Consider the following 19,217-nt stretch of genomic DNA (forward strand, 5'->3'; position numbering starts at 1 on the left):
ATTGTTAATGTTAGTTGGGCGAAATTGGCCGAAGTTGCGTGCAGGCACGGTCGCTCAGGCGTTAAGATTGAGGTCACCGCATCCATAAGAACCAAACAGCTTCTGCCTCGCTCAGCGCGGTCGATCGCCGTCACGGCCGTGTACGGTTTTCGCGACCTTCGCGGAGGCGACTTGCGCCCACGTCCAGATTTTCGAGAAAGTCATGTCCACGACCCACCTGGCCCCCGCCAACGAATCCAAGTTCAAGACGGTATTTCGCGTCGTCAGCGGAAACTTCCTTGAAATGTACGACTTCATGGTCTACGGCTATTACGCTTCGGCGATCGCCAAGACCTATTTCCCGAGCGGCAACGAGTTCGCCTCGCTGATGCTCGCGCTCTCCGTGTTCGGCGCGGGCTTCCTGATGCGGCCGGTCGGCGCGATCGTGCTCGGCGCGTACATCGACCACCACGGACGGCGCAAGGGCCTGATCCTCACGCTCACGCTGATGGCCATCGGCACCGCGTGCGTGGCGCTCGTGCCGGGCTATGCGACCATCGGCCTGCTCGCGCCGGTCATCGTGCTGGGCGGGCGCCTCCTGCAGGGCTTCTCGGCCGGCGTGGAGCTGGGTGGCGTGTCGGTGTACCTGTCCGAGATCGCCACCAAGGGCAACAAGGGCTTCTATTGTTCCTGGCAGTCCGGCAGCCAGCAAGTGGCCGTGGTGTTCGCGGCGCTGATCGGCGTGATCATGAACCGCCTCCTGCCGGCCGACCAGATGACGGCGTGGGGCTGGCGCGTGCCGTTCCTGATCGGCTGCCTGATCGTGCCGTTCCTGTTCATCATCCGCCGCTCGCTGCGCGAGACCGACGAGTTTCTCGCGAAGAAGCATCGTCCGAGCATGGGCGAGATCGCGCGCTCGATCGTGCAGAACTGGGGCGTGGTGATCGCGGGCATGGGCATGGTCATCATGACGACCGTGTCGTTCTACATGATCACCGCGTACACGCCGACCTTCGGCAAGGAAGTGTTGAAGCTCTCCGCGATCGATGCGCTCGTCGTCACCGTGTGCGTCGGCATATCGAATCTCGTCTGGCTGCCGGTGATGGGCGCGGTGTCGGACCGCATCGGCCGTCGTCCCGTGCTGCTGGTGTTCACCATCCTCACGATTCTCACGTCGTATCCGGCCGTGCAATGGCTGGTCGCGGATCCGTCGTTCGCGCGGCTGCTGATGGTCGAACTGTGGCTCTCGTTCCTGTACGGCAGCTACAACGGCGCAATGGTGGTGGCGCTGACCGAAGTCATGCCCGTCGATGTGCGCACCACCGGTTTTTCGATGGCATACAGCCTCGCGACGACCATCGGCGGCTTCACGCCGGCGATCTCGACATATCTGATCCACACCACCGGCAACAAGGCGGCGCCCGGGCTGTGGATGGGTCTCGCCGCGATCTGCGGCCTGATCGCGACGCTCGTGCTGTATCGCTCGCCGGAAGCGCGCAATCAATACAAGACGGCTTGATGGCTGGCGGCTTGCGGCAGAAAAAAATCCCTCGCTTCGTTGAGGGATTTTTTTGACCTGAAAGCTTCGCGCGCGGTCACGTCCGTAGCTCGGCCGCCGTCTGCTCGATCACTTCGCGCCATTCGCCCGGCGCGCGCTGGCGCACGAGGCGCGCGCCCGGATACCACGCGCTCCCGGCGGCATCGACGCCCCAGCGCCAGTCGGCGGCGAAGGGCAGCATCACCCAGACCGGCTTGCCGAGCGCGCCCGCCAGGTGAGCGACCGACGTATCCACGGAAACCACGGCGTCCAGCCGGTCGACGATCGCGCCGGTGTCCGCGAAATTGTCGAGGCGTCCTTCCAGGCAGTGAATCGACCTTGCGTTCGGGTGCGCGCGCAGCACGTCGCGCTCGCGCCCGGTGAGGAACGGCTGCAGCACGATCCAGTCGATGCCCTCGAGCGCGAAGAGCGGCGCGAGCGCTTCGACGGGCGCGGAGCGCGTTTCGCCCGGCTGCACCCGTCCCGACCATGCGATGCCGATCTTGCGCTTGTGCTGGCCGCCGAGAGAGCCGCGCCACTTGCGCCGGTAATCGGCTGGCACGACGAGATAGGGCGCGCGCGCCGGAAGCGCATCGGGCGACGTGATGCCGAGCGCGAGCGGCAGGCTGAGCAGCGGACAGAAGGCGTCTGCTTGCGTCGTGAGGTCGTCCGCCTTGCTTTTCAGCTCGACGCGCGCGGCATGGGCCGCGGGAGCCAGCAGCGGAACGAGCGCGGGCTGCACTTCGAGCACCAGCTTGCCGACGCGCTTCGCCGCGAACGGCACGAAGCGGATGAACTGCAACGTGTCGCCGAAACCCTGTTCGGCGCGCACGAGGAGCGTGCGGCCGGGCATCGGCTCGCCTGTCCAGCGCGGCAAGGTCGGCGTGGGTTCGCTGCCGGATGTCTGCAAACGCCACTCGTAGGCGGGCAGGCCGCGCGCATAGTCGCCGGTCGTCAGCAAGGCGAGGGCGCGATTCAGATGCGCGGCGGGCATGCGGGGGTCGAGGCGCAAGGCCTGATCGAACGCGCGCAGCGCCGCCTGGTGCGCGCCGCGCGCGAGATGCGCGTTGCCGAGGGACAGCCACGCGACGCCGTAGTTTGGATCGAGGCCGACCGCGCGCTCGAAGTGCGGCACGGCCTGCTCGTGGCGGCCGAGCCTGGCGAGCGCGTGGCCGAGCCCGAAGTGTCCCGGCGCGAAGTGCGGCTGCAGGTCGACCGCCTTGCGCAGCACGGGCAGCGCGTCCTCAGGGTTGCCGTTCGCGTCGAGCAGATTGCCGAGATTGAAATGCGCAGCGACATAGTTCGGTTCGGCCTCGAGCGCGGCGCGAAAGTGCTCGATGGCGCCGTGCGTGTCGCCGAGCGCGTTCAGCGCCATGCCGAGGTTGTTGTGCGCGCCGGCATGACGCGGGCGCAGCGCGAGCGCGCGCTTGAACGCGTGCGCCGCGTCCTTGAAGCGGCGCAGCGCCGAAAGCGCGTTGCCGAAGTTGTTCCACGCGGCCGGGTCGTCTGGCTGCAGGCGCAGCGCCTTCTCGAAGGCGTCGGCGGCGTCTTCGTGACGGCCCGCCGCCGTGTAGGCGTTGCCGAGGTTGTACTGCGCGAGCGGAAAGCCGGGCGCGAGCGTGAGCGCATTGCGGAACCGCTCGATCGCGTCGTCGATGCGGCCGAGCGCCTTCAGCGCGTTGCCGAGGTTCAGTTGCAGGCCGGCATCGGTCGGGCGCAGGTCCACGGCGCGGCGCACGAGCTCGGCCGCTTCGGCGTGCTGGCCCTGCTGATGGCGCAGCACGCCGAGGTAGTGCAGCGCGTCGACGTGATGGGGTTCGGCGGCGAGCGCGGCCTGGTAGTCGCGCTCCGCGTCGGTCAGGCGGCCGTCACGATGGGCCGCGAAACCGCGGGCGAAAACGGTGTCCATGATGGGAAAAACTTCTGCCCCGGATTGCAAACCTCGCATTTTCCCACACCGAAGGCCCCGGACTTCGGAAACCGCGGTTGACATGTTGCAGCGATGGCACTTAACATGTGAACATCTATTCAATTATTTGTCATAATCCGTGACGGCCCCTTTGTCCTCCGCCGCCGGAGCGATCCCCTCCGACGACCGCGTCGTGCCGCTCGCCGACCTGTTTCGCCTGCTCGGCGACCCGACGCGCCTGCGCATCGTGCTGGCGTGCGTCGAGCACAAGCGCGCGGTCGGGGCGATCGCGGAATCGCTCGGGCTGTCGTCGTCGCTGGTGAGCCATCACCTGCGGCTATTGCGCGCGGCGCGCATCGTGCGGGCGGAGCGCCAGGGCAAGCAGGTGTTCTACGTGGCCGCCGACCGCCACATCAGCGCCATGCTCGGCGAGTTGCTGGAGCACGTCGCCGAGCCGCAGTCCGAACCTGCCGACCTCGACTGAAAAAACCGAACACGAGCACGCCGATGAGTACGCATCAGCACGAACAACACGAACATCAACATGCGCACGGGCATGAGCATGACCACCACGGCCACGGCCACGGCCCGGGCGGGCATCACCATCACCACGCGCCGCAGGCGGGGCAGGGCCGGACGTTCGCGCTCGCCGTCGGCCTGAACGTGCTGATCGTGGTCGTGCAGGCCGTCTACGGCTTCCTTGCGCATTCCACCGCCCTGCTCGCCGACGCCGGCCACAATCTCTCCGACGTGCTCGGCCTCCTGCTCGCCTGGGGCGCCGTGTGGCTCGGCAGCCGCCAGCCGAACGCGCGCTATACCTTCGGCCTCGGCAGCTCGTCGATCCTCGCGTCGCTCGCCAATGCCGCGCTGCTGCTCTTCGCGTGCGGCGCGATCGTGCTCGAAGCGATCCAGCGCCTCATCAATCCGGCGCCCGTCGCGGGGCTGGACGTGTTCATCGTCGCGACGCTCGGCCTCGTCGTGAACGGCTTCTCCGCGTGGCTCTTCATGCGCGGCAGCAAGGACGACCTCAACGTGCGCGGCGCCTTCCTGCATATGGCCGCCGACGCCGCGATCTCCGCCGCCGTCGCGGTGAGCGGTCTCGTCATCCTGTTCACGGGCTGGAGCTGGCTCGATCCGCTGATGAGCCTCATCGTCGTGATGGTGATCGTCTACGGCACCTGGGGCCTCGGGCGCGACGCGATGCGCCTCGCGATGGCGGCCGTGCCGCCTTCCGTCGACATGGCGCGCATCGAACGCTATCTCGCGCGGCTTCCCGGCGTGCGCGACGTGCACGACCTGCACGTCTGGGCGCTCTCGACGACGGAAAACGCGCTCACCGTGCATCTCGTGATGCCGCAGGGTCATCCCGGCGACGCGTTCGTGCAGGGCGTCGTCACGACGCTGCGCCGCGAATACTCGATGCATCATGCGACCGTGCAGGTGGAGTTCGGCGAGGTCTGCCACACGTGCGTGCTGCACCAGCGCGGCCACGTTCACTGAAGCGGCGAGGCCCCGCGGGCATGCCGAAAGCGGAGGGTACGGGCGTACACTAGACGGCGTGACGTTTCGGGGAGGGACTGCATGTTCGCGCCAAAACTGAATCCGAACGACAAGCTGGACGTGGCGCCCGTTCTGATCGCAGGCGCCGGTCCGACGGGCCTCGCCGCCGCGATGAGCCTCGCTCGGGCGCACATACCGGTCAGGCTCGTCGACAAGGCGCGGGAGCCGTCGCCGTATTCACGCGCGATCGGCATTCAGGCGCGCACGCTCGAGCTCTTCGAGCAGCATCGCATCGTCAAGCCGTTTCTCGAACTCGGCCATCGCGCGCGCGTGGCCAATCTCTATTCGAACGGGCAGCGCCTCGCGCGCCTCGACTTCGATCCCCTGCAGACGCGTTATCCGTATCTGCTCTTTCTCGAACAATCGCAGACCGAGCGCCTGCTTGCCGAGCATCTCGCGGGCTATCGCGTCGACATCGAGCGCGGCGTCGAACTGGTGGATTTCTCGCAGGGCTCGGCGGGCCTGCAGGCGACACTGCGTCATCCCAACGGACGCGACGAGCTGCTGCGGCCTTCATATCTGATCGCGGCGGACGGCGCGCACAGCTTCGTGCGGCATCGGCTGGGCGTCGGCTTCGACGGCAAGACCTTCGATCAGACGTATCTGCTCGCCGATCTCCAGGCGGACTCCGACTGGCCCGACGACGAGTTCCACATCTTCGCCTCGGGCGAAGGGCTCGCGGCGCTCTTTCCGATGGGCGGCGACCGCGCGCGCCTGATCGCGGATCTGCCGGCGCCGGCGGCCAGCGCCGCGAACGCGTCCGGGACGAAGGCCGGCCCGAGCATCGAGGAATGCCGTGCGCTCGTCGAGCGGCGCGTGCATCACCGGGTGACGCTGTCGAATCTCAAGTGGTCGTCGTACTTCCATCTGAACAGCCGCATGGTCGATCGCCTGCGCGTGGAGCGCGTCTTCCTCGCGGGCGATTCGGCGCACGTGCACAGCCCGGCAGGCGCGCAGGGCATGAACACCGGCATCCAGGAAGCGTTCAATCTCGGCTGGAAGATCGCGCGCATGCTCGCGGGCAGTGCGACCGAGCGCCTGCTCGACACCTATCACGCGGAGCGGCATCCGATCGAGCGCGACGTGCTGCGGCAATCCAGCATGCTCACGCAGATGGCGGGCGCCGAGCACGGCCCGATGAAGCTGATGCGCGAGCACGTGATGCCCGCGCTCGCCGCGATCGGCCCCTTGCGCGACGCGATGCGGCGCACCGTGAGCGAGCTGTCGATCAACTATCGCAAGAGCCCGCTCACGCTGGAGCGGCTGCTCGACGGCGGTCCGCGCGCGGGCGAGCGCGCGCCGGATGCGCGCGTGCATGTCGTCGACGGGCCGCTCGGGCGTCTGCCGGGCGTCGGATGTCTTTACGATCTGCATGATCCGGGCTGCTTCTCGCTGTTCCTGCTCGAGAATCCTTCCGGCGAGGACGACATCGCGCTCGCGCCGGCGACCATCACCGTCGCGCACGCGATGCGCGACCCGGACCTCGAGGGCCTCGTGAAGTCGATCGAGACGATCCTGCCGAATGCCGTGCGCGTGTGGCGCATCACCGATACGCGCGGTGACGGCGCGCAGTCGCTCACGGACAACTACGGCCGCACGCGTCCCGCGTTCTACCTCGTGCGTCCCGACGGATACATCGCCGCGCGCGGGCGCGCGCCGTCCGACGTGCATGCGCTCCTGCGTCACTGCGAAACGTGGTTCGGCGCGCAGGACACGAGCGCGGAACGGCACGCGGAGCGGGAATTCCGCGAAGACTGAAACTGAAAAGCCCTGCGGGCGCGAGGCGCCGGCAGGGCGTGCGATGCACCGCGAGCCGCGAGATTCAGGCCGTCGCCGCCTTCGGCCGAAGATCCGCCTTGTGCTTCTCGAGCGCCTCGCGCACGATCGGCTCCATCGTCGCGCTGGCTTTCGGATCGTCAAGCGCGGCGAGAATCGCGAGGCGCATGCGTGGCTCCCAGAAGCGGCGGATGTGATCCGCCACGCTATCGACGGCCTCGGCGCGGTCCGGCATCGAATCGAAAAATTCGCCAATGCGGTTCGCCATCTCGATCAGGTTATCGACATCCATTTCTTATTTTCCTGAAGTGGCCGGCGCAAGATCGCGCATGTTCATCAGCTCGAGTTGCTGCGTGTTGAAGCGCGAATAGTCCTGCTGCCATTGCGACGGCTGTTCGACCGGCAGCACCTGCACCGCCGTCACCTTGTATTCCGGACAATTGGTCGCCCAGTCGGAGGAGTCCGTCGTGATGACGTTCGCGCCCGATTCCGGGAAGTGGAAGGTCGTGTACACGACGCCCGGCTGCATGCGTTCGGAGATCTTCGCGCGCAGCACGGTTTGCCCCGCACGCGACTCGATGCCGACCCAGTCGTCCATCTTGATGCCGCGATCCTCCGCGTCCGCCGGATGAATCTCCAGGCGATCCTCCTCGTGCCAGCGCGAATTCTCGGTGCGCCGTGTTTGCGCGCCGACGTTGTACTGCGACAGGATGCGGCCCGTCGTAAGGAGCAACGGATACTTGCGCGTGACCTTCTCCGAGGTGGCGACGAACTTCGTGATGACGAAGCGTCCCTTGCCGCGCACGAATTCGTCGATGTGCATCGTCGGCGTGCCGTCCGGCGCCTTCTCGTTGCACGGCCACTGGATGCTGCCGAGCTCGTCGATGCGGTCGTACGAGACGCCGTGGAAGGTCGGCGTGAGGCGCGCGATTTCATCCATGATCTCGGACGGATGCGTGTAGTCCATCTCGTAGCCGAGTGCGCGCGAAAGCCTGATCGTCACTTCCCAGTCGGAGAGGCCGGCGAGCGGCGGCATCACCTTGCGCACGCGCGAGATGCGGCGCTCCGCGTTGGTGAAGGTGCCGTCCTTCTCGAGGAAGGTCGAGCCCGGCAGCAACACGTGCGCGTACTTCGCCGTCTCGTTCAGGAAGATGTCCTGCACGACGATGCATTCCATCGACGAGAGCGCGTCGGCGACGTGCTGCGTGTTCGGGTCCGACTGGACGATGTCCTCGCCCTGGCAATAAAGGCCCATGAAGGTGCCGTGCGTGGCGGCGTCGAACATGTTGGGGATGCGCAGGCCCGGCTCGTTTTGCAGCTTGACGTTCCAGGCTTCCTCGAAGAGCGAGCGCACCGCCGCATCGCCGATATGGCGATAGCCGGGCAGCTCGTGCGGGAACGAGCCCATGTCGCACGAGCCCTGCACGTTGTTCTGGCCGCGCAGCGGATTCACGCCGACGCCTTCGCGGCCGACGTTGCCCGTCGCCATCGCGAGGTTCGCGATGCCTATCACGGCCGTCGAGCCTTGCGCGTGCTCCGTGACGCCGAGGCCATAGTAGATCGCGCCGTTGCCGGCCGTCGCGTAGACGCGCGCGGCTTCGCGAACCTGGTTCGCGGGCACGCCGGTGACGGCTTCCATCGCTTCGGGCGAATTTTCCTCGCGCGCGACGAACTCGCGCCATTGCTCGAATGCGCGCGGCTCGCAGCGTTCCGCGATGAAGTCTTCCTTCAGCAAACCTTCGGTGACGATCACGTGCGCGAGTGCGTTGACCATCGCGACGTTCGTGCCGGGCCGCAAGGGCAGGTGATACTGCGCCTTGACGTGCGGCGTATCGACGATATCGATGCGGCGCGGATCGATCACGATCAGCTTCGCGCCTTCGCGCACGCGGCGCTTCAGGCGCGAGCCGAACACCGGGTGACCATCGGTCGGATTCGCGCCGATCACGATGATCACATCGGCCTTCTCGACGGACGCGAAGGTCTGCGTGCCCGCCGATTCGCCGAGCGTGGTCTTGAGGCCGTAGCCCGTCGGCGAGTGGCACACGCGCGCGCAGGTATCGACGTTGTTGTTGCCGAACGCGGCGCGCACGAGCTTCTGCACGAGATACGTCTCTTCGTTCGTGCAGCGCGACGACGTGATGCCGCCGATCGAATCGCGCCCGTACTTGTCCTGGATGCGGCGGAATTCGCTCGCCGCGTAGTTGATCGCTTCGTCCCACGATACTTCGCGCCACGGATCGGTGATCTTCGCGCGAATCATCGGCTTCTTGATGCGATCCTTGTGCGTCGCGTAACCCCATGCGAAGCGGCCCTTCACGCATGCGTGACCTTCGTTCGCCTGGCCGTTCTTGTTCGGCGTCATGCGCACGACCGTGTTGCCCTTCATCTCCGCCTTGAGCGAGCAGCCGACGCCGCAGTACGCGCAGGTCGTGATCGCCGAGTGCTCCGCCTGGCCGAGCATGATGACCGTCTTTTCCTGCAGCGTCGCGGTCGGGCAGGCGGCGACGCACGCGCCGCACGACACGCATTCCGATTCCATGAACGGCACGTTTTCGCTCGCCGCGACGCGCGATTCGAAACCCCGGCCGGCGATCGTCAGCGCGAACGTGCCCTGGGTTTCCTCGCAGGCGCGCACGCAGCGATTGCAGACGATGCACTTCGACGGATCGTAGGTGAAGTACGGATTCGATTCGTCCTTCCTGTCCTTCAAGTGGTTCGCGCCTTCGTAGCCGTAGCGCACTTCACGCAGGCCGACGACGCCCGCCATGTCCTGCAGCTCACAGTCGCCGTTGGCGGGGCAGGTGAGGCAGTCGAGCGGGTGATCGGAGATGTAGAGCTCCATCACGTTGCGACGAAGCGATTGCAGCCTGTCGCTTTGCGTGCGCACTTTCATGCCCGCTTCGACGGGCGTGGTGCACGACGCCGGATAGCCGCGCCTGCCTTCGATCTCCACGAGGCACAGACGGCACGAGCCCCACGGCTCCAGAGAATCGGTCGCGCAGAGCTTCGGCACGTTGACGCCGGCCTCGATCGCGGCGCGCATCACGGACGTGCCCGCCGGCACCGTGACCGACTCGCCGTCGATTTCCAGCGTCACGTCGACATCGGCATGACGCAGCGGCGTGCCGTAATCGGTCTCGTCGAACGGATCGCGGCGCTGCACCGACGCCGCGCTCTTGCACGCGCAGTTGCCGGAGCCGCAGCCGTTGATGGTGTTGGACATGGTTGTCTCCTTTTTATGCCGCTTTCTGTGCGGGCGTGCGGGGCAGCCCGAAATCCTCGGGGAAGTGGTCGAGCGCGGAGATCACCGGGAACGGCGTCATGCCGCCCATCGCACAGAGCGAGCCCGCGACCATCGTGTCGCACAGCTCGCGCAGGAGCGTGACCTGTCTCACCGACGTGTCGCCCTCGCGGATCTTCGCGATCACTTCCTCCCCGCGCGTCGAGCCGATGCGGCACGGCGTGCACTTGCCGCACGATTCGATCGCGCAGAAATGCATCGCGTATTGCGCGAGCTCGGCGAGGTTCGAGGTGTCGTCGTGGATCACGAGTCCGCCGTGGCCGACCACCGCGCCGACCTTCGCGTATTCCTCGTAGTCGAGCGGAATGTCCCACTGGCTTTCCGGCAAATACGTGCCGAGCGGGCCGCCCACCTGCACCGCGCGCGCGGGACGTCCGCTCGCCGTGCCGGCGCCGTATTCATGGATCAGCTCGCGCAGCGTCACGCCGAACGCCAGTTCGACGAGCCCGCCTTGCTTCACGTTGCCCGCGATCTGGAAGGGCAGCGTGCCGCGCGAACGGCCCATGCCGAAGTCGCGATAGAACGCCGCGCCCTTTGCGAAGATGATCGGCACGGTCGCGAGCGTGATGACGTTGTTGATGACCGTCGGCTTGCCATACAGACCGACGAGCGCCGGCACCGGCGGCTTCGCGCGCACGATGCCGCGCTTGCCTTCGAGCGATTCGAGCAGCGCCGTTTCCTCGCCGCAGACATAGGAGCCCGCGCCCTTCGCCACGTACAGCTCGAACGCATGCGACGTGCCGAGCACGCTCGCGCCGAGCCAGCCCGCGTCGCGCGCGCGGTCGATCGCGCGGTTCAGCGCTGCGATCGAGTGCGGATACTCGCTGCGCACATAGATGTAGCCCTTGGTCGCGCCCGTCGCCACACCCGCGATGATCATGCCCTCGATCAGCATGTACGGATCGCTTTCCATGACGAGCCGGTCGGAGAACGTGCCGGAGTCGCCTTCGTCCGCGTTGCAGACGATGTACTTCTGGTCCGACAGCGCGGCACGCACCGTCTTCCACTTGATGCCCGCCGGGAACGCCGCGCCGCCGCGTCCGCGCAGGCCGGAATCGAGGAGCGCCGCGATGACGGCATCGCCGTTCATGTCGAGCACGTTGCGCAGGCCCTGGAGGCCGCCGAGCGCGACGTAATCGTCGATGGAAAGCGGGTCCGTGATGCCGATGCGCGCGAACGTCAGACGCTGCTGCTTTTTCAGATACGGAATCTCGTCGACGACGCCGACGTTCTTCTCGTGCGCGCCGCCCTCGATCAGTCCGGCATCGAACAGCGCGGCGATGTCTTCGGCTTCGACGTTCGCATAGCCGATGCGGCCACGCGCCGTTTCGACCTCGACGAGCGGTTCGAGATAGAACAGCCCGCGCGAACCGTTGCGCACGATCTGCACGTCGAGGCCGCGCTTCTGCGCCTCGCTCGCGACGGCCTCGGCGACCGCTTCCGCGCCCAGCGCGAGCGCGGCGGAATCGATGGGTACGTAGATGCGCGTCATGCCGTCACCTCCGCCTTGTCGCCCACTTTCGCCTGCGCCGCCGCGTACAGGCGATCGAATTTCGCCGGCGTGACTTTCGCGTGCAGCTCGCCGTTGATCATCATCGATGGCGACAGCGCGCACTGACCAAGGCAGAACACGGATTCGAGCTCCGTGTCCTCCGCATGCCCGCTGTCGAAGCGGCAGCCGGTGCGCCCTTCGATGTGTTCCTTCAGCGCTTCCGTGCCCATGCTGCGGCACGCTTCCGCGCGGCAGAGCTGCACGGTCACGCGCGCGGGGGGCGCGGAACGGAAGTGGTGGTAATAGGTGATCACGCCATGCACCTCGGCGCGCGACAGCGACAACGCGCGCGAGAGCGGCGCGACGGCGGTCTCGGGCACGTAGCCGACTTCGTCCTGAATGGCATGCAGGATGGTCATCAAGGTCGCGCCCTGCACTGCATGGCGGCGAACCAGCTCTTCAGATGCAGCGGCGGACAGCTGCGTGTGTGTCATGGGGGACTCCTCCAACGCTCGGCATATGTTTTGTTGATGCATATTTAGGACGATATAATCTGAGGCGCCGAGCCTGCAAAAGAACAATAGGCGTCGTGATATATCTTGGCAATAGGATGGGGGAGTGCATATGGTAGACGTCGAATGCCGGGCCGAGCTGGTTCTGCGGGACGCCGATGGCCGGGAAACCAGTCTCAGCGCGGTTGTGCCGCTTTTGCAACTCGTCGCACAAACGGGCAGCATCGCGAATGCCGCGAGCGCTAAGGGTTTGTCCTATCGGCACGCGTGGGGCTTGTTGCGCGAAATCGAGGTGCGGCTGGGCGGCGCGCTCATCACCAAATCGCGCGGCCGCGGCTCCGTGCTTTCCGAACTGGGCGAATCGGTGCTGCGTGCGCAGCGCGTGTGCGGCGAGCGGCTCGAAGTGCCGTTGCAGACCGTGGCGAACGACGTCGCCGGGGAATTGAACCGGCGCCTCGCGGGCGGCGTCACGCAAGTGCGGATTCACGCGTCGCACGGTTATGCGGTCGCCACACTCGTGCGCGCGCTCGGTGAACAGCGCGTGCCGGTCGACATCAAGTATCGCGAGAGCGCCGAGGCGATGAGCGCGCTCGCGCGCGGCGAGTGCGAGCTGGCGGGCTTCCACTTGCCGATCGGCGAATTTCGCTCGACCTGCGCCGATATCTACCGGCCGTATCTGGATCAGAGCAAGCATCAACTGATTCGCCTCACGCGCCGCACGCAGGGTCTCTTCTTGCCGAAGGGCAATCCGAAGCACATCCAGGGCTTGCGCGACCTCGCGCGCAGCGACGTGCGCTTCGTGAACCGCCAGCCCGGCTCGGGCACGCGCATGCTGCTCGATCTGTCGCTGCGAAGCGTGGGCGTCGATCCGGATCAGATCAACGGGTATGCAACCACCGAGCTCACGCATTCGGCGATCGCCGCTTTCGTCGCGAGCGGCATGGCCGATCTCGGCTTCGGCGTGCAGCCCGCCGCGCAGCATTTCGCGCTCGATTTCATTCCGATCATCGACGAGGACTATTTTTTTGCCTGCGAGCGCGCCCGGCTCGATGAGGCGCGCCTCGCCTCAGTGTTGCGCATCCTGCGCAGCGAAGGCTTCACCGACAGCGTCGCGCTGCTCGAAGGCTATGATCCGGCGCGCTGCGGCTCGCTGGTCGACGTCGACGAAGGCCTGCGCGGTTGAAGTGAGCGCTCATTGAACAGCGGAAACGAGCGGTAAGAGAGCGGAGCGTGCCCGGGACTGCCATCGGCGGCGAATTGGGTTAACCTAACGCCTTGCTTCCGTGTATAGCAGTCGAATTCACTCGCTCGAGGCGCGGCCCGACCGCGCGAAACATCGCCATGAAATTCTCGTTGCTCGCCTGTTCCTCCGCCGCGCTCGTCGCCGGCGCGATCTATCTGGTTCCTGTCGCCTTTGCCCAGAATTCGCCGGGCCTGCCGGGCGGCGTGCTGCAAGACCAATTCCGTTTCAACGAGCATCCGCAGATGCAGTTCGCCGCGTCCGCTCCGTCGGAGAAGTATCAGAATGGCAAGTCGGCGATGCGTCGCCGTGGCGACGCCGGCGATCCCAATGGCTGCAATCTGAAGTGCCCCAAAGACGGCACGAACTGATCGTTGAACGAACACGCGGCGCATACCGCTCGCGCGCCGCGTGCAGGCTCTCCTCCCACTCTCTTCCCTGGCGCTGCTGCGGCGCGGCGTGATGCACCGAATAGTGCGCTGCGGCTGCAGCGCTTCGCGCTGTCCATCTCGTCAGCGCTCGCTGAAATGAGGGTTTGCGCAGTGCGCCATATCGTGTGCGCATCGCCGCATTGGTTCCCCGATCTGTTATGTCGCGACCGAAAAACACTACCTGATGGCGGGCGTTTGGTCTGACGTCAGGAGTACCTTAAGCGTGCGCGACGCCGTTGATTTTCCGGGCGCACGCGGCTCGAAAGTTCCATAAACAGAAAAACAGGAAGTGCGCCGGCAGCATCGACGACGCGACTCATCGCGTGCGGCGGACGGCGTCGGGGACCACGATACGTTGGCAGGACGTGTGGCCTCCGAGCGCACTTCGGATTTGCCGAGGGACAGGATAAATGCGAATTCTCCAGGTCATACTGGCACCTCGTCTGTCGGGGGCGGAGGTTCTTGCCAAGGGCGTCGCGATCGGACATCAGCGCGGAGGGCACAACGTGTGCATCGCGTCGTTGATGCCCGAGCACGACGACTTCTCGCACATCAGCGCGGAGCTCCGCGAACACGGCGTCACCTGCCTTTTTCCGGCGAGAGCGCCCGGCAGGCTCGGGCGCCTCCTGTTTCTCCATCGGGCGATTCGCACGTTCAAGCCCGACATCATCTTCGCGCACGCGACCATTCCCGCGCTCTACGTGCGCGCAGTGCCGACGCGCGTGCCGATCGTCTGGGTCATGCATTCGGGCGCGAACGATTTCGCCAACGGCGCGCTGCTGCGTGCCGAGCGGATTCTGTCGGGCCGCGCGAAGGCCGTGATCGGCGTGTCGCAGAAGAACATCGACGATTACGTGAAGGAGGTCGGCTCGCATCCGTCGATGATCGTCGTGCCGAATGGTGTCGACGTGTCGCGCTTCGCCGACGAAGCGCTGCCGGCCGTGCCCGTCGCGTACAAGCAGATCGTGCAGGTCGGCCGCTACATTCCCGAGAAGAACCAGTTGCAGACGGTCGAGGCTTTCGCGCATGTCGCGCGCGTCGATCCCGATGCGCGTCTGCTGCTGTGCGGCGTGATCGAGAACATCGCCTATCACGCGGCGGTGGTCGATCTCGTCGCGAAACTCGGGCTCGAAGACCGCGTCGCGGTCGACGGGCCGCAGATGAATGTCGCGCAGATCCTGCGTTCGTCGACCGTCTTCGCGATGCCGTCGAGCTTCGAGGCGCATAGCATCGGCTTTCTGGAGGCGCTCGCATCGGGCATTCCGGTGGTCGCGAGCGCGATCGCCGCATTCGCTTTCGCGAGCAATTTCTCCGGCGTGCAACTGCTCGATACGAGCGATATCGACGCCTACGGCCGCGCGCTCCTCGACGCGCTGACGCAGCCGCGCGCCCCGCGCCCGCTCAACGGCCTGACCCTGCAGAGCACGGCGGACCGCTATCTGGCGATCGCGCGTGATGTGCTGAATCTGCGGGTCGGGCTGAGCTGAGCCCGAGTCGCTTCCTTTAACGGCTCCAGTAAGCGAGCGTCCTGAGCCACAGCGATTCGGAGAAGAGGCCCGGCAGGTCGCCCCAGATCTGCACCGGGCCCACGCCGAACGCGGTATCGAAGTCGTAGCCCGACACGCTCGGTGCGCCGCCCGTGTAATAGAACTGCTTGAGCAGCGCGTTCGCGCGGCTGAAGAGAACGAGCGTCGCGTGATTGTCGTGCTCGTTGCGGCGGATCAAGGCGGGCATCGAATCGGCGTAGGACGTGTCGGAGAGCGTCGCGGCTTCGCGGGCGGGACCGAAGACCTTGCCGCCTTTCATTGTGAAGACGCGCATGCCCGTCGCCGCGCCGCGCGGTTCCAGAACGGCGAGATCGTCGATGCCGTCGCCATCGACATCGCCCGCCACCACTTTTACGAATGCGGCCTTGAACTGCGCGTATGCGTTCGTGCGATACCCCGGCGAGAACGCGCTGCCCGTGCTCGCGAATTGCGAGAGTGCGAGTGCGCCGTTCACGTCTTCGATCGCGATGAGGCCCGCGTTGCGCGAACCTTCCGATCCCGCGACGCGCGCCGGCAGGAAGCGCGCGCCCGCATCCAGTTCGCGCGCTTCGAGCCACAGCGCGGGCGCGTTGCCGGTCGATGGACCCGCCGTCAGCACGTCGAGGTCGAGACCCGCGTCCTTGCGCTTTTGCGCGATCATCACGTCCGCGCGGCCGTCGCCGTTGAAGTCGCCGGCGACGTATTGCTGCGCGTTCGCGGGCGTCCATTCGGCGCTCGTCTGATACCACAGACGCGGCGCCTCGAAATGCGTGCCCGCGCTCTTCAGCAGCCAGAACGCGGTGCCGCCGTTGCGCGGCGCGATGACCATCAGATCGGCGCGGCCGTCGCCGTCGAAGTCGGCGAGCAGGAAGCGGGCGCTGTCGAAGCAGAGCGTGTCGCCCTTGCATGTCGGCTCCGTCGCCTGCGGGTCGAACGGCACGGCATTCAGATACCACGGCGATGCATTGTCGATGCGCGACATCTCCGCGACCCACACGTTGAAGCCGGGTCCGTCCTTGCGGCGCTGGACGTAGACGACGCTGTCGCGGCCCGAGCCCTTCACGTCGCCATAGAGCGCGCCTTCGTGCCGCGTATCGGTCCAGACGGTTTGCGGCGAAGGCGACCAGCGATATTGCGCCGTGAGCATCGTGCATCGGCCCGCGTTCAGTGCGCCGTCCTTCTCCCCCAGGCAGTGATTGAGCGGCGTATAGACGAAGCCGAAGTCCCACGGCGTCCAGCGTTGCGGGGAACTCGATGCGCTGCAGGCCTGCTCGACGAGCCCCGAATCGCGCTCCGCGATGCAGCCGCGCGTGGCGGCGTTGACGAGGAGGGCGTCGTTCTTCTCTCCGGGCATGACGGGAAGCTGTTGCCAGAACCAGTTCTGCGATGCCGCGCCCGAGCACGCCGCGAGCCGCGGCGCCTTGCCCGTGCCGGCCGATTCGACGCAGCGGCTCGAATACTCGTTCACGAGCTGGAACGGACGCAGCTGGAAGTCGGGGCCGGGGTCGTTCGAGTGGGCCATGCTCCAGTAGCGTCGCGCGACCCAGTTGCCATCCCACATGTATTCGCCGAAGACGTGGCCGGCGTCGTTGCCGTCGATGGCGAAGTAGCTGCCGACGACGTCGCGTTTCTTCAGCGTCTCGTCGGCGGTGAGATTCTTGGGAAGGCCGCCCGTCGGATAAGTCACGTGATAGCCGATGGGCACGTCGCGCTTCAGACCTTGCGCGACCACGCGCGTGATGCGCGCCGCGTAAATGTGATCCGGATGCTCCATGAACGCGACCGTATCCGGATTGAGCGTGTAGATCTCCGTGGCGGGTGTGAGGATCTCGCGCAGCGTGGCGCTGAGCGACGCGCGATCGTATGTGGTCGCGCCCGTGCCGTCCGCGTTCATCGGATAGGTGGTGAGCGTCTGGCCGCGGTCCCAGAGCAGGCCGAGCGGGACCTTGCCGCCGCGCACGTGTCCGCCGGGCAGGCGCAGTTCGAGCAGTTTCACCCTGGGCTGCTGCCTGAGCACGAGTTGATGGATGGGCTTGCCGGCGAAGGTGGCGGTCGATTCGTCCCATTGATCGGGGACGCCCGCCATGCGCGCGTAGGCGAGCTTGGTGCCGGTTTCCCGCAACACGACGTAGTCGAACTTCGCGTCGTTCGCGCCGCCGATCAGATGAACCACGGTCACGCACCAGCCGGCGTCGAGCTTGTCGCTGATGCCGGGATTCACGAAGAGCAGGTCGTCGTCGAGATGCGCGACCACGGTGACGAGCGTGCCGGCGCGACAATCGGCGGGAGGGGTGGACGCGCGCGCCTGGATCGGCAATAGCGCAAGTAACAGCGCCCACGCGAATGACCGCCAGGCGGTCCCGCTGCGACTCACCGAAGTGCCTCTGCGCATGCTCTCCCCGTAAGCGCCACTGGCGCGCCCGTATGTTCGCAGGATAAAGCAGAAGAATGCGCTGTGGACACGCATGAGGTCGGTGGTCGAGCGAACATGTCCGACGGGTGGGCGCGGAGGATGTCAGGCCGATCGCCGTTGTGCCATTCGTTTGATCATTGACACAAGGCAGGAGCATTCGGACCGGTCTGATACGAACGAGGCGCTCGGCCGCCTATCCTCTCGTTCGTAGTCGAGGTGGTCTTTGTCCTCGCTACGTCTCTCAAGGATGTTTGCCCCGCTTCGTGCGGGGCTTTTTTTCGCCCGGCGGATGCGGAAGACAAAAAACCCGCGATGCTTGCGCTATCGCGGGTTCTCAGTGGGTGTATTGGTGGAGGCGGCGGGAATCGAACCCGCGTCCAGAAGCGCTCTACGAACAGTTCTACATACTTAGTTCTGTCTTTTGATTTAACCGCAACGACGCGGACGAACACGCTGCGTTACGGCGATTCACTAATTTTTCGACCTTGGCGTCGTGACGCCACCCAGGCTTATCTGACGTATATGACCTCTCTTGGTATTGCTACCCTAACCCGTCAGCGAATTAGTGAGAGGACGGCGGCCCTTAGGCTGCCAGTGCGAACGTATCGTCGTTTGCAGTTACGTTTTTCCCATTGATTAACGAGGTGACGGGTCCTCGGTATGCCCTGACCGCTTCACAACCCCTGTCGAAACCAGGTCGCCCCCGAAGCAGAATGGAAATTATCCCACGAAACGCCATATGAGGCGAACGGCGAGGTTTTCAAGCCGCGCGTTATCCGATGTCACGCAGCAATTGCTGCAGCTCGTCCGGCGAATCCACGACGTGATTGGCGTGCCAGCGGCGCGGCGGAATGTCGTCGCCGCAATAGCCGTAGGCGGCCGCCACGGTGATCATGCCGGCCGCGAAACCGGCCTGCACGTCGCGCAGGTCGTCGCCGACATAGACGATGCGCTCGGGCGCGACATCCAGCAATTCGGCCGCGTGGAGGAGCGGCGCCGGATGCGGCTTCGAGTGCGGCGTGGTGTCGCCGCAGACGAGGCAGCCTGCACGCATGTCGAGGCCCAGCAAGCCGACGAGCGGCTCGGCGAGCCGCGTCACCTTGTTGGTGACGATGCCCCAGCGCACGCCGCGCGCGTCCAGCTGATCGAGCAACTCGGCAATGCCCGGGAAGAGCGTCGTCTCGATGCACAGATCAGCCTCGTAATTGGCGAGGAATTCTTCGCGCATCGCCGCGAAATCGTGATGTTCCGGACCGATCTCGAACGCGCCGCCGAGCAGACCGCGCGCGCCTGCCGACGCGTACGGCCGCAGCGTTTCGAGCGGCCGCATCTCGAGGCCGCGGTCGTGCCGCATCTTGTTTACCGCGGCGACGAGATCAGGCGCCGTATCGGCGATGGTGCCGTCGAGATCGAACAGCACGGCCTGGCACAACCCGAGGCCGTCGCCCTCGGCGAGGCGCTGGGGCAGGGGAGTCGGATCTTCCGGAAGGGGCTTGGTGTCGATGGTGCCCGTGGACAAGGGGTCTTCGTTGATCATG

14 protein-coding genes and 1 other RNA gene are annotated in these 19,217 nt (G+C 66.0%); 7 read left to right on the plus strand and 8 right to left on the minus strand.

What is annotated here, in order from left to right; all coding sequences use genetic code 11:
- Positions 1–202: 202 nt before the first annotated feature.
- Complete coding sequence (locus AWB83_RS30325; RefSeq protein WP_087049323.1) at positions 203–1,498, plus strand: MFS transporter; 1,296 nt, start codon at positions 203–205, stop codon at positions 1,496–1,498.
- A 76-nt stretch (positions 1,499–1,574) separates the two neighbouring features.
- On the opposite strand, the gene AWB83_RS30330 is transcribed toward AWB83_RS30325, so the two are convergent.
- Positions 1,575–3,425 (minus strand): tetratricopeptide repeat protein, encoded by a 1,851-nt coding sequence (locus AWB83_RS30330; RefSeq protein ID WP_208636821.1) that lies wholly within the window; start codon positions 3,423–3,425, stop codon positions 1,575–1,577.
- 139 nt (positions 3,426–3,564) lie between these two features.
- Here AWB83_RS30330 and AWB83_RS30335 point away from each other — a divergent pair, with 139 nt between their 5' ends.
- From AWB83_RS30335 to AWB83_RS30345, 3 genes are all read left to right on the plus strand, one after another.
- Positions 3,565–3,909, plus strand: coding sequence for an ArsR/SmtB family transcription factor (locus AWB83_RS30335; protein WP_087049325.1), 345 nt, complete (start codon positions 3,565–3,567; stop codon positions 3,907–3,909).
- Between the two features lie 23 nt (positions 3,910–3,932).
- Positions 3,933–4,925, plus strand: a complete 993-nt coding sequence (locus AWB83_RS30340) for a cation diffusion facilitator family transporter (RefSeq protein ID WP_087049326.1) — start codon at positions 3,933–3,935, stop codon at positions 4,923–4,925.
- Between the two features lie 81 nt (positions 4,926–5,006).
- On the plus strand, positions 5,007–6,743 hold the full coding sequence (locus AWB83_RS30345; protein ID WP_087049327.1) for an FAD-dependent monooxygenase: 1,737 nt from the start codon (positions 5,007–5,009) through the stop codon (positions 6,741–6,743).
- Positions 6,744–6,807: 64 nt separating this feature from the next.
- Here the strand turns inward: AWB83_RS30345 and AWB83_RS30350 are convergent, their stop codons facing one another.
- Genes AWB83_RS30350 through AWB83_RS30365 form a run of 4 tightly spaced genes read right to left on the minus strand, consistent with a single transcriptional unit; the run spans position 6,808 to position 12,051 of the window.
- On the minus strand, positions 6,808–7,053 hold the full coding sequence (locus AWB83_RS30350; RefSeq protein WP_087049328.1) for a formate dehydrogenase subunit delta: 246 nt from the start codon (positions 7,051–7,053) through the stop codon (positions 6,808–6,810).
- A 3-nt stretch (positions 7,054–7,056) separates the two neighbouring features.
- The gene (gene fdhF, locus AWB83_RS30355; RefSeq protein ID WP_087049329.1) at positions 7,057–9,987 is read right to left on the minus strand and encodes a formate dehydrogenase subunit alpha; all 2,931 of its coding nucleotides are present in this window, start codon (positions 9,985–9,987) and stop codon (positions 7,057–7,059) included.
- 13 nt (positions 9,988–10,000) lie between these two features.
- Positions 10,001–11,557, minus strand: coding sequence for a formate dehydrogenase beta subunit (locus tag AWB83_RS30360; protein WP_087049330.1), 1,557 nt, complete (start codon positions 11,555–11,557; stop codon positions 10,001–10,003).
- Positions 11,554–12,051: an NAD(P)H-dependent oxidoreductase subunit E gene (locus tag AWB83_RS30365; RefSeq protein ID WP_087049331.1), complete on the minus strand. Its 498-nt coding sequence runs from the start codon at positions 12,049–12,051 to the stop codon at positions 11,554–11,556. The genes AWB83_RS30360 and AWB83_RS30365 overlap by 4 nt, the downstream gene beginning before the upstream one ends.
- Before the next feature lie 130 nt (positions 12,052–12,181).
- On the opposite strand from AWB83_RS30365, the gene AWB83_RS30370 reads away from it, so the two are divergent.
- The 3 genes from AWB83_RS30370 to AWB83_RS30380 all read left to right on the plus strand — a co-directional run bounded on the left by AWB83_RS30370 (position 12,182) and on the right by AWB83_RS30380 (position 15,227).
- Positions 12,182–13,252 (plus strand): substrate-binding domain-containing protein, encoded by a 1,071-nt coding sequence (locus AWB83_RS30370; RefSeq protein WP_087049332.1) that lies wholly within the window; start codon positions 12,182–12,184, stop codon positions 13,250–13,252.
- 158 nt (positions 13,253–13,410) lie between these two features.
- Positions 13,411–13,680, plus strand: a complete 270-nt coding sequence (locus AWB83_RS30375) for a hypothetical protein (protein WP_087049333.1) — start codon at positions 13,411–13,413, stop codon at positions 13,678–13,680.
- 470 nt (positions 13,681–14,150) lie between these two features.
- Positions 14,151–15,227 carry a glycosyltransferase gene (locus tag AWB83_RS30380; protein ID WP_087049334.1) on the plus strand — a complete coding sequence of 359 codons (1,077 nt, stop codon included), beginning with the start codon at positions 14,151–14,153 and terminating at the stop codon, positions 15,225–15,227.
- Positions 15,228–15,243: 16 nt separating this feature from the next.
- Here AWB83_RS30380 and AWB83_RS30385 read toward each other — a convergent pair whose 3' ends face one another.
- The 3 genes from AWB83_RS30385 to gph form a co-directional block, all read right to left on the minus strand.
- Positions 15,244–17,658: an FG-GAP repeat domain-containing protein gene (locus AWB83_RS30385; RefSeq protein ID WP_244197929.1), complete on the minus strand. Its 2,415-nt coding sequence runs from the start codon at positions 17,656–17,658 to the stop codon at positions 15,244–15,246.
- Between the two features lie 368 nt (positions 17,659–18,026).
- Positions 18,027–18,384: a transfer-messenger RNA gene (ssrA, locus tag AWB83_RS30390) on the minus strand.
- A 67-nt stretch (positions 18,385–18,451) separates the two neighbouring features.
- A complete protein-coding gene (gph, locus tag AWB83_RS30395; RefSeq protein ID WP_087049335.1) occupies positions 18,452–19,216 on the minus strand; it encodes a phosphoglycolate phosphatase in 765 nt (254 codons plus the stop codon).
- Position 19,217 lies beyond the last annotated feature (1 nt).

The organism is Caballeronia ptereochthonis, assembly GCF_001545075.1.
Lineage (GTDB): Bacteria > Pseudomonadota > Gammaproteobacteria > Burkholderiales > Burkholderiaceae > Caballeronia > Caballeronia ptereochthonis.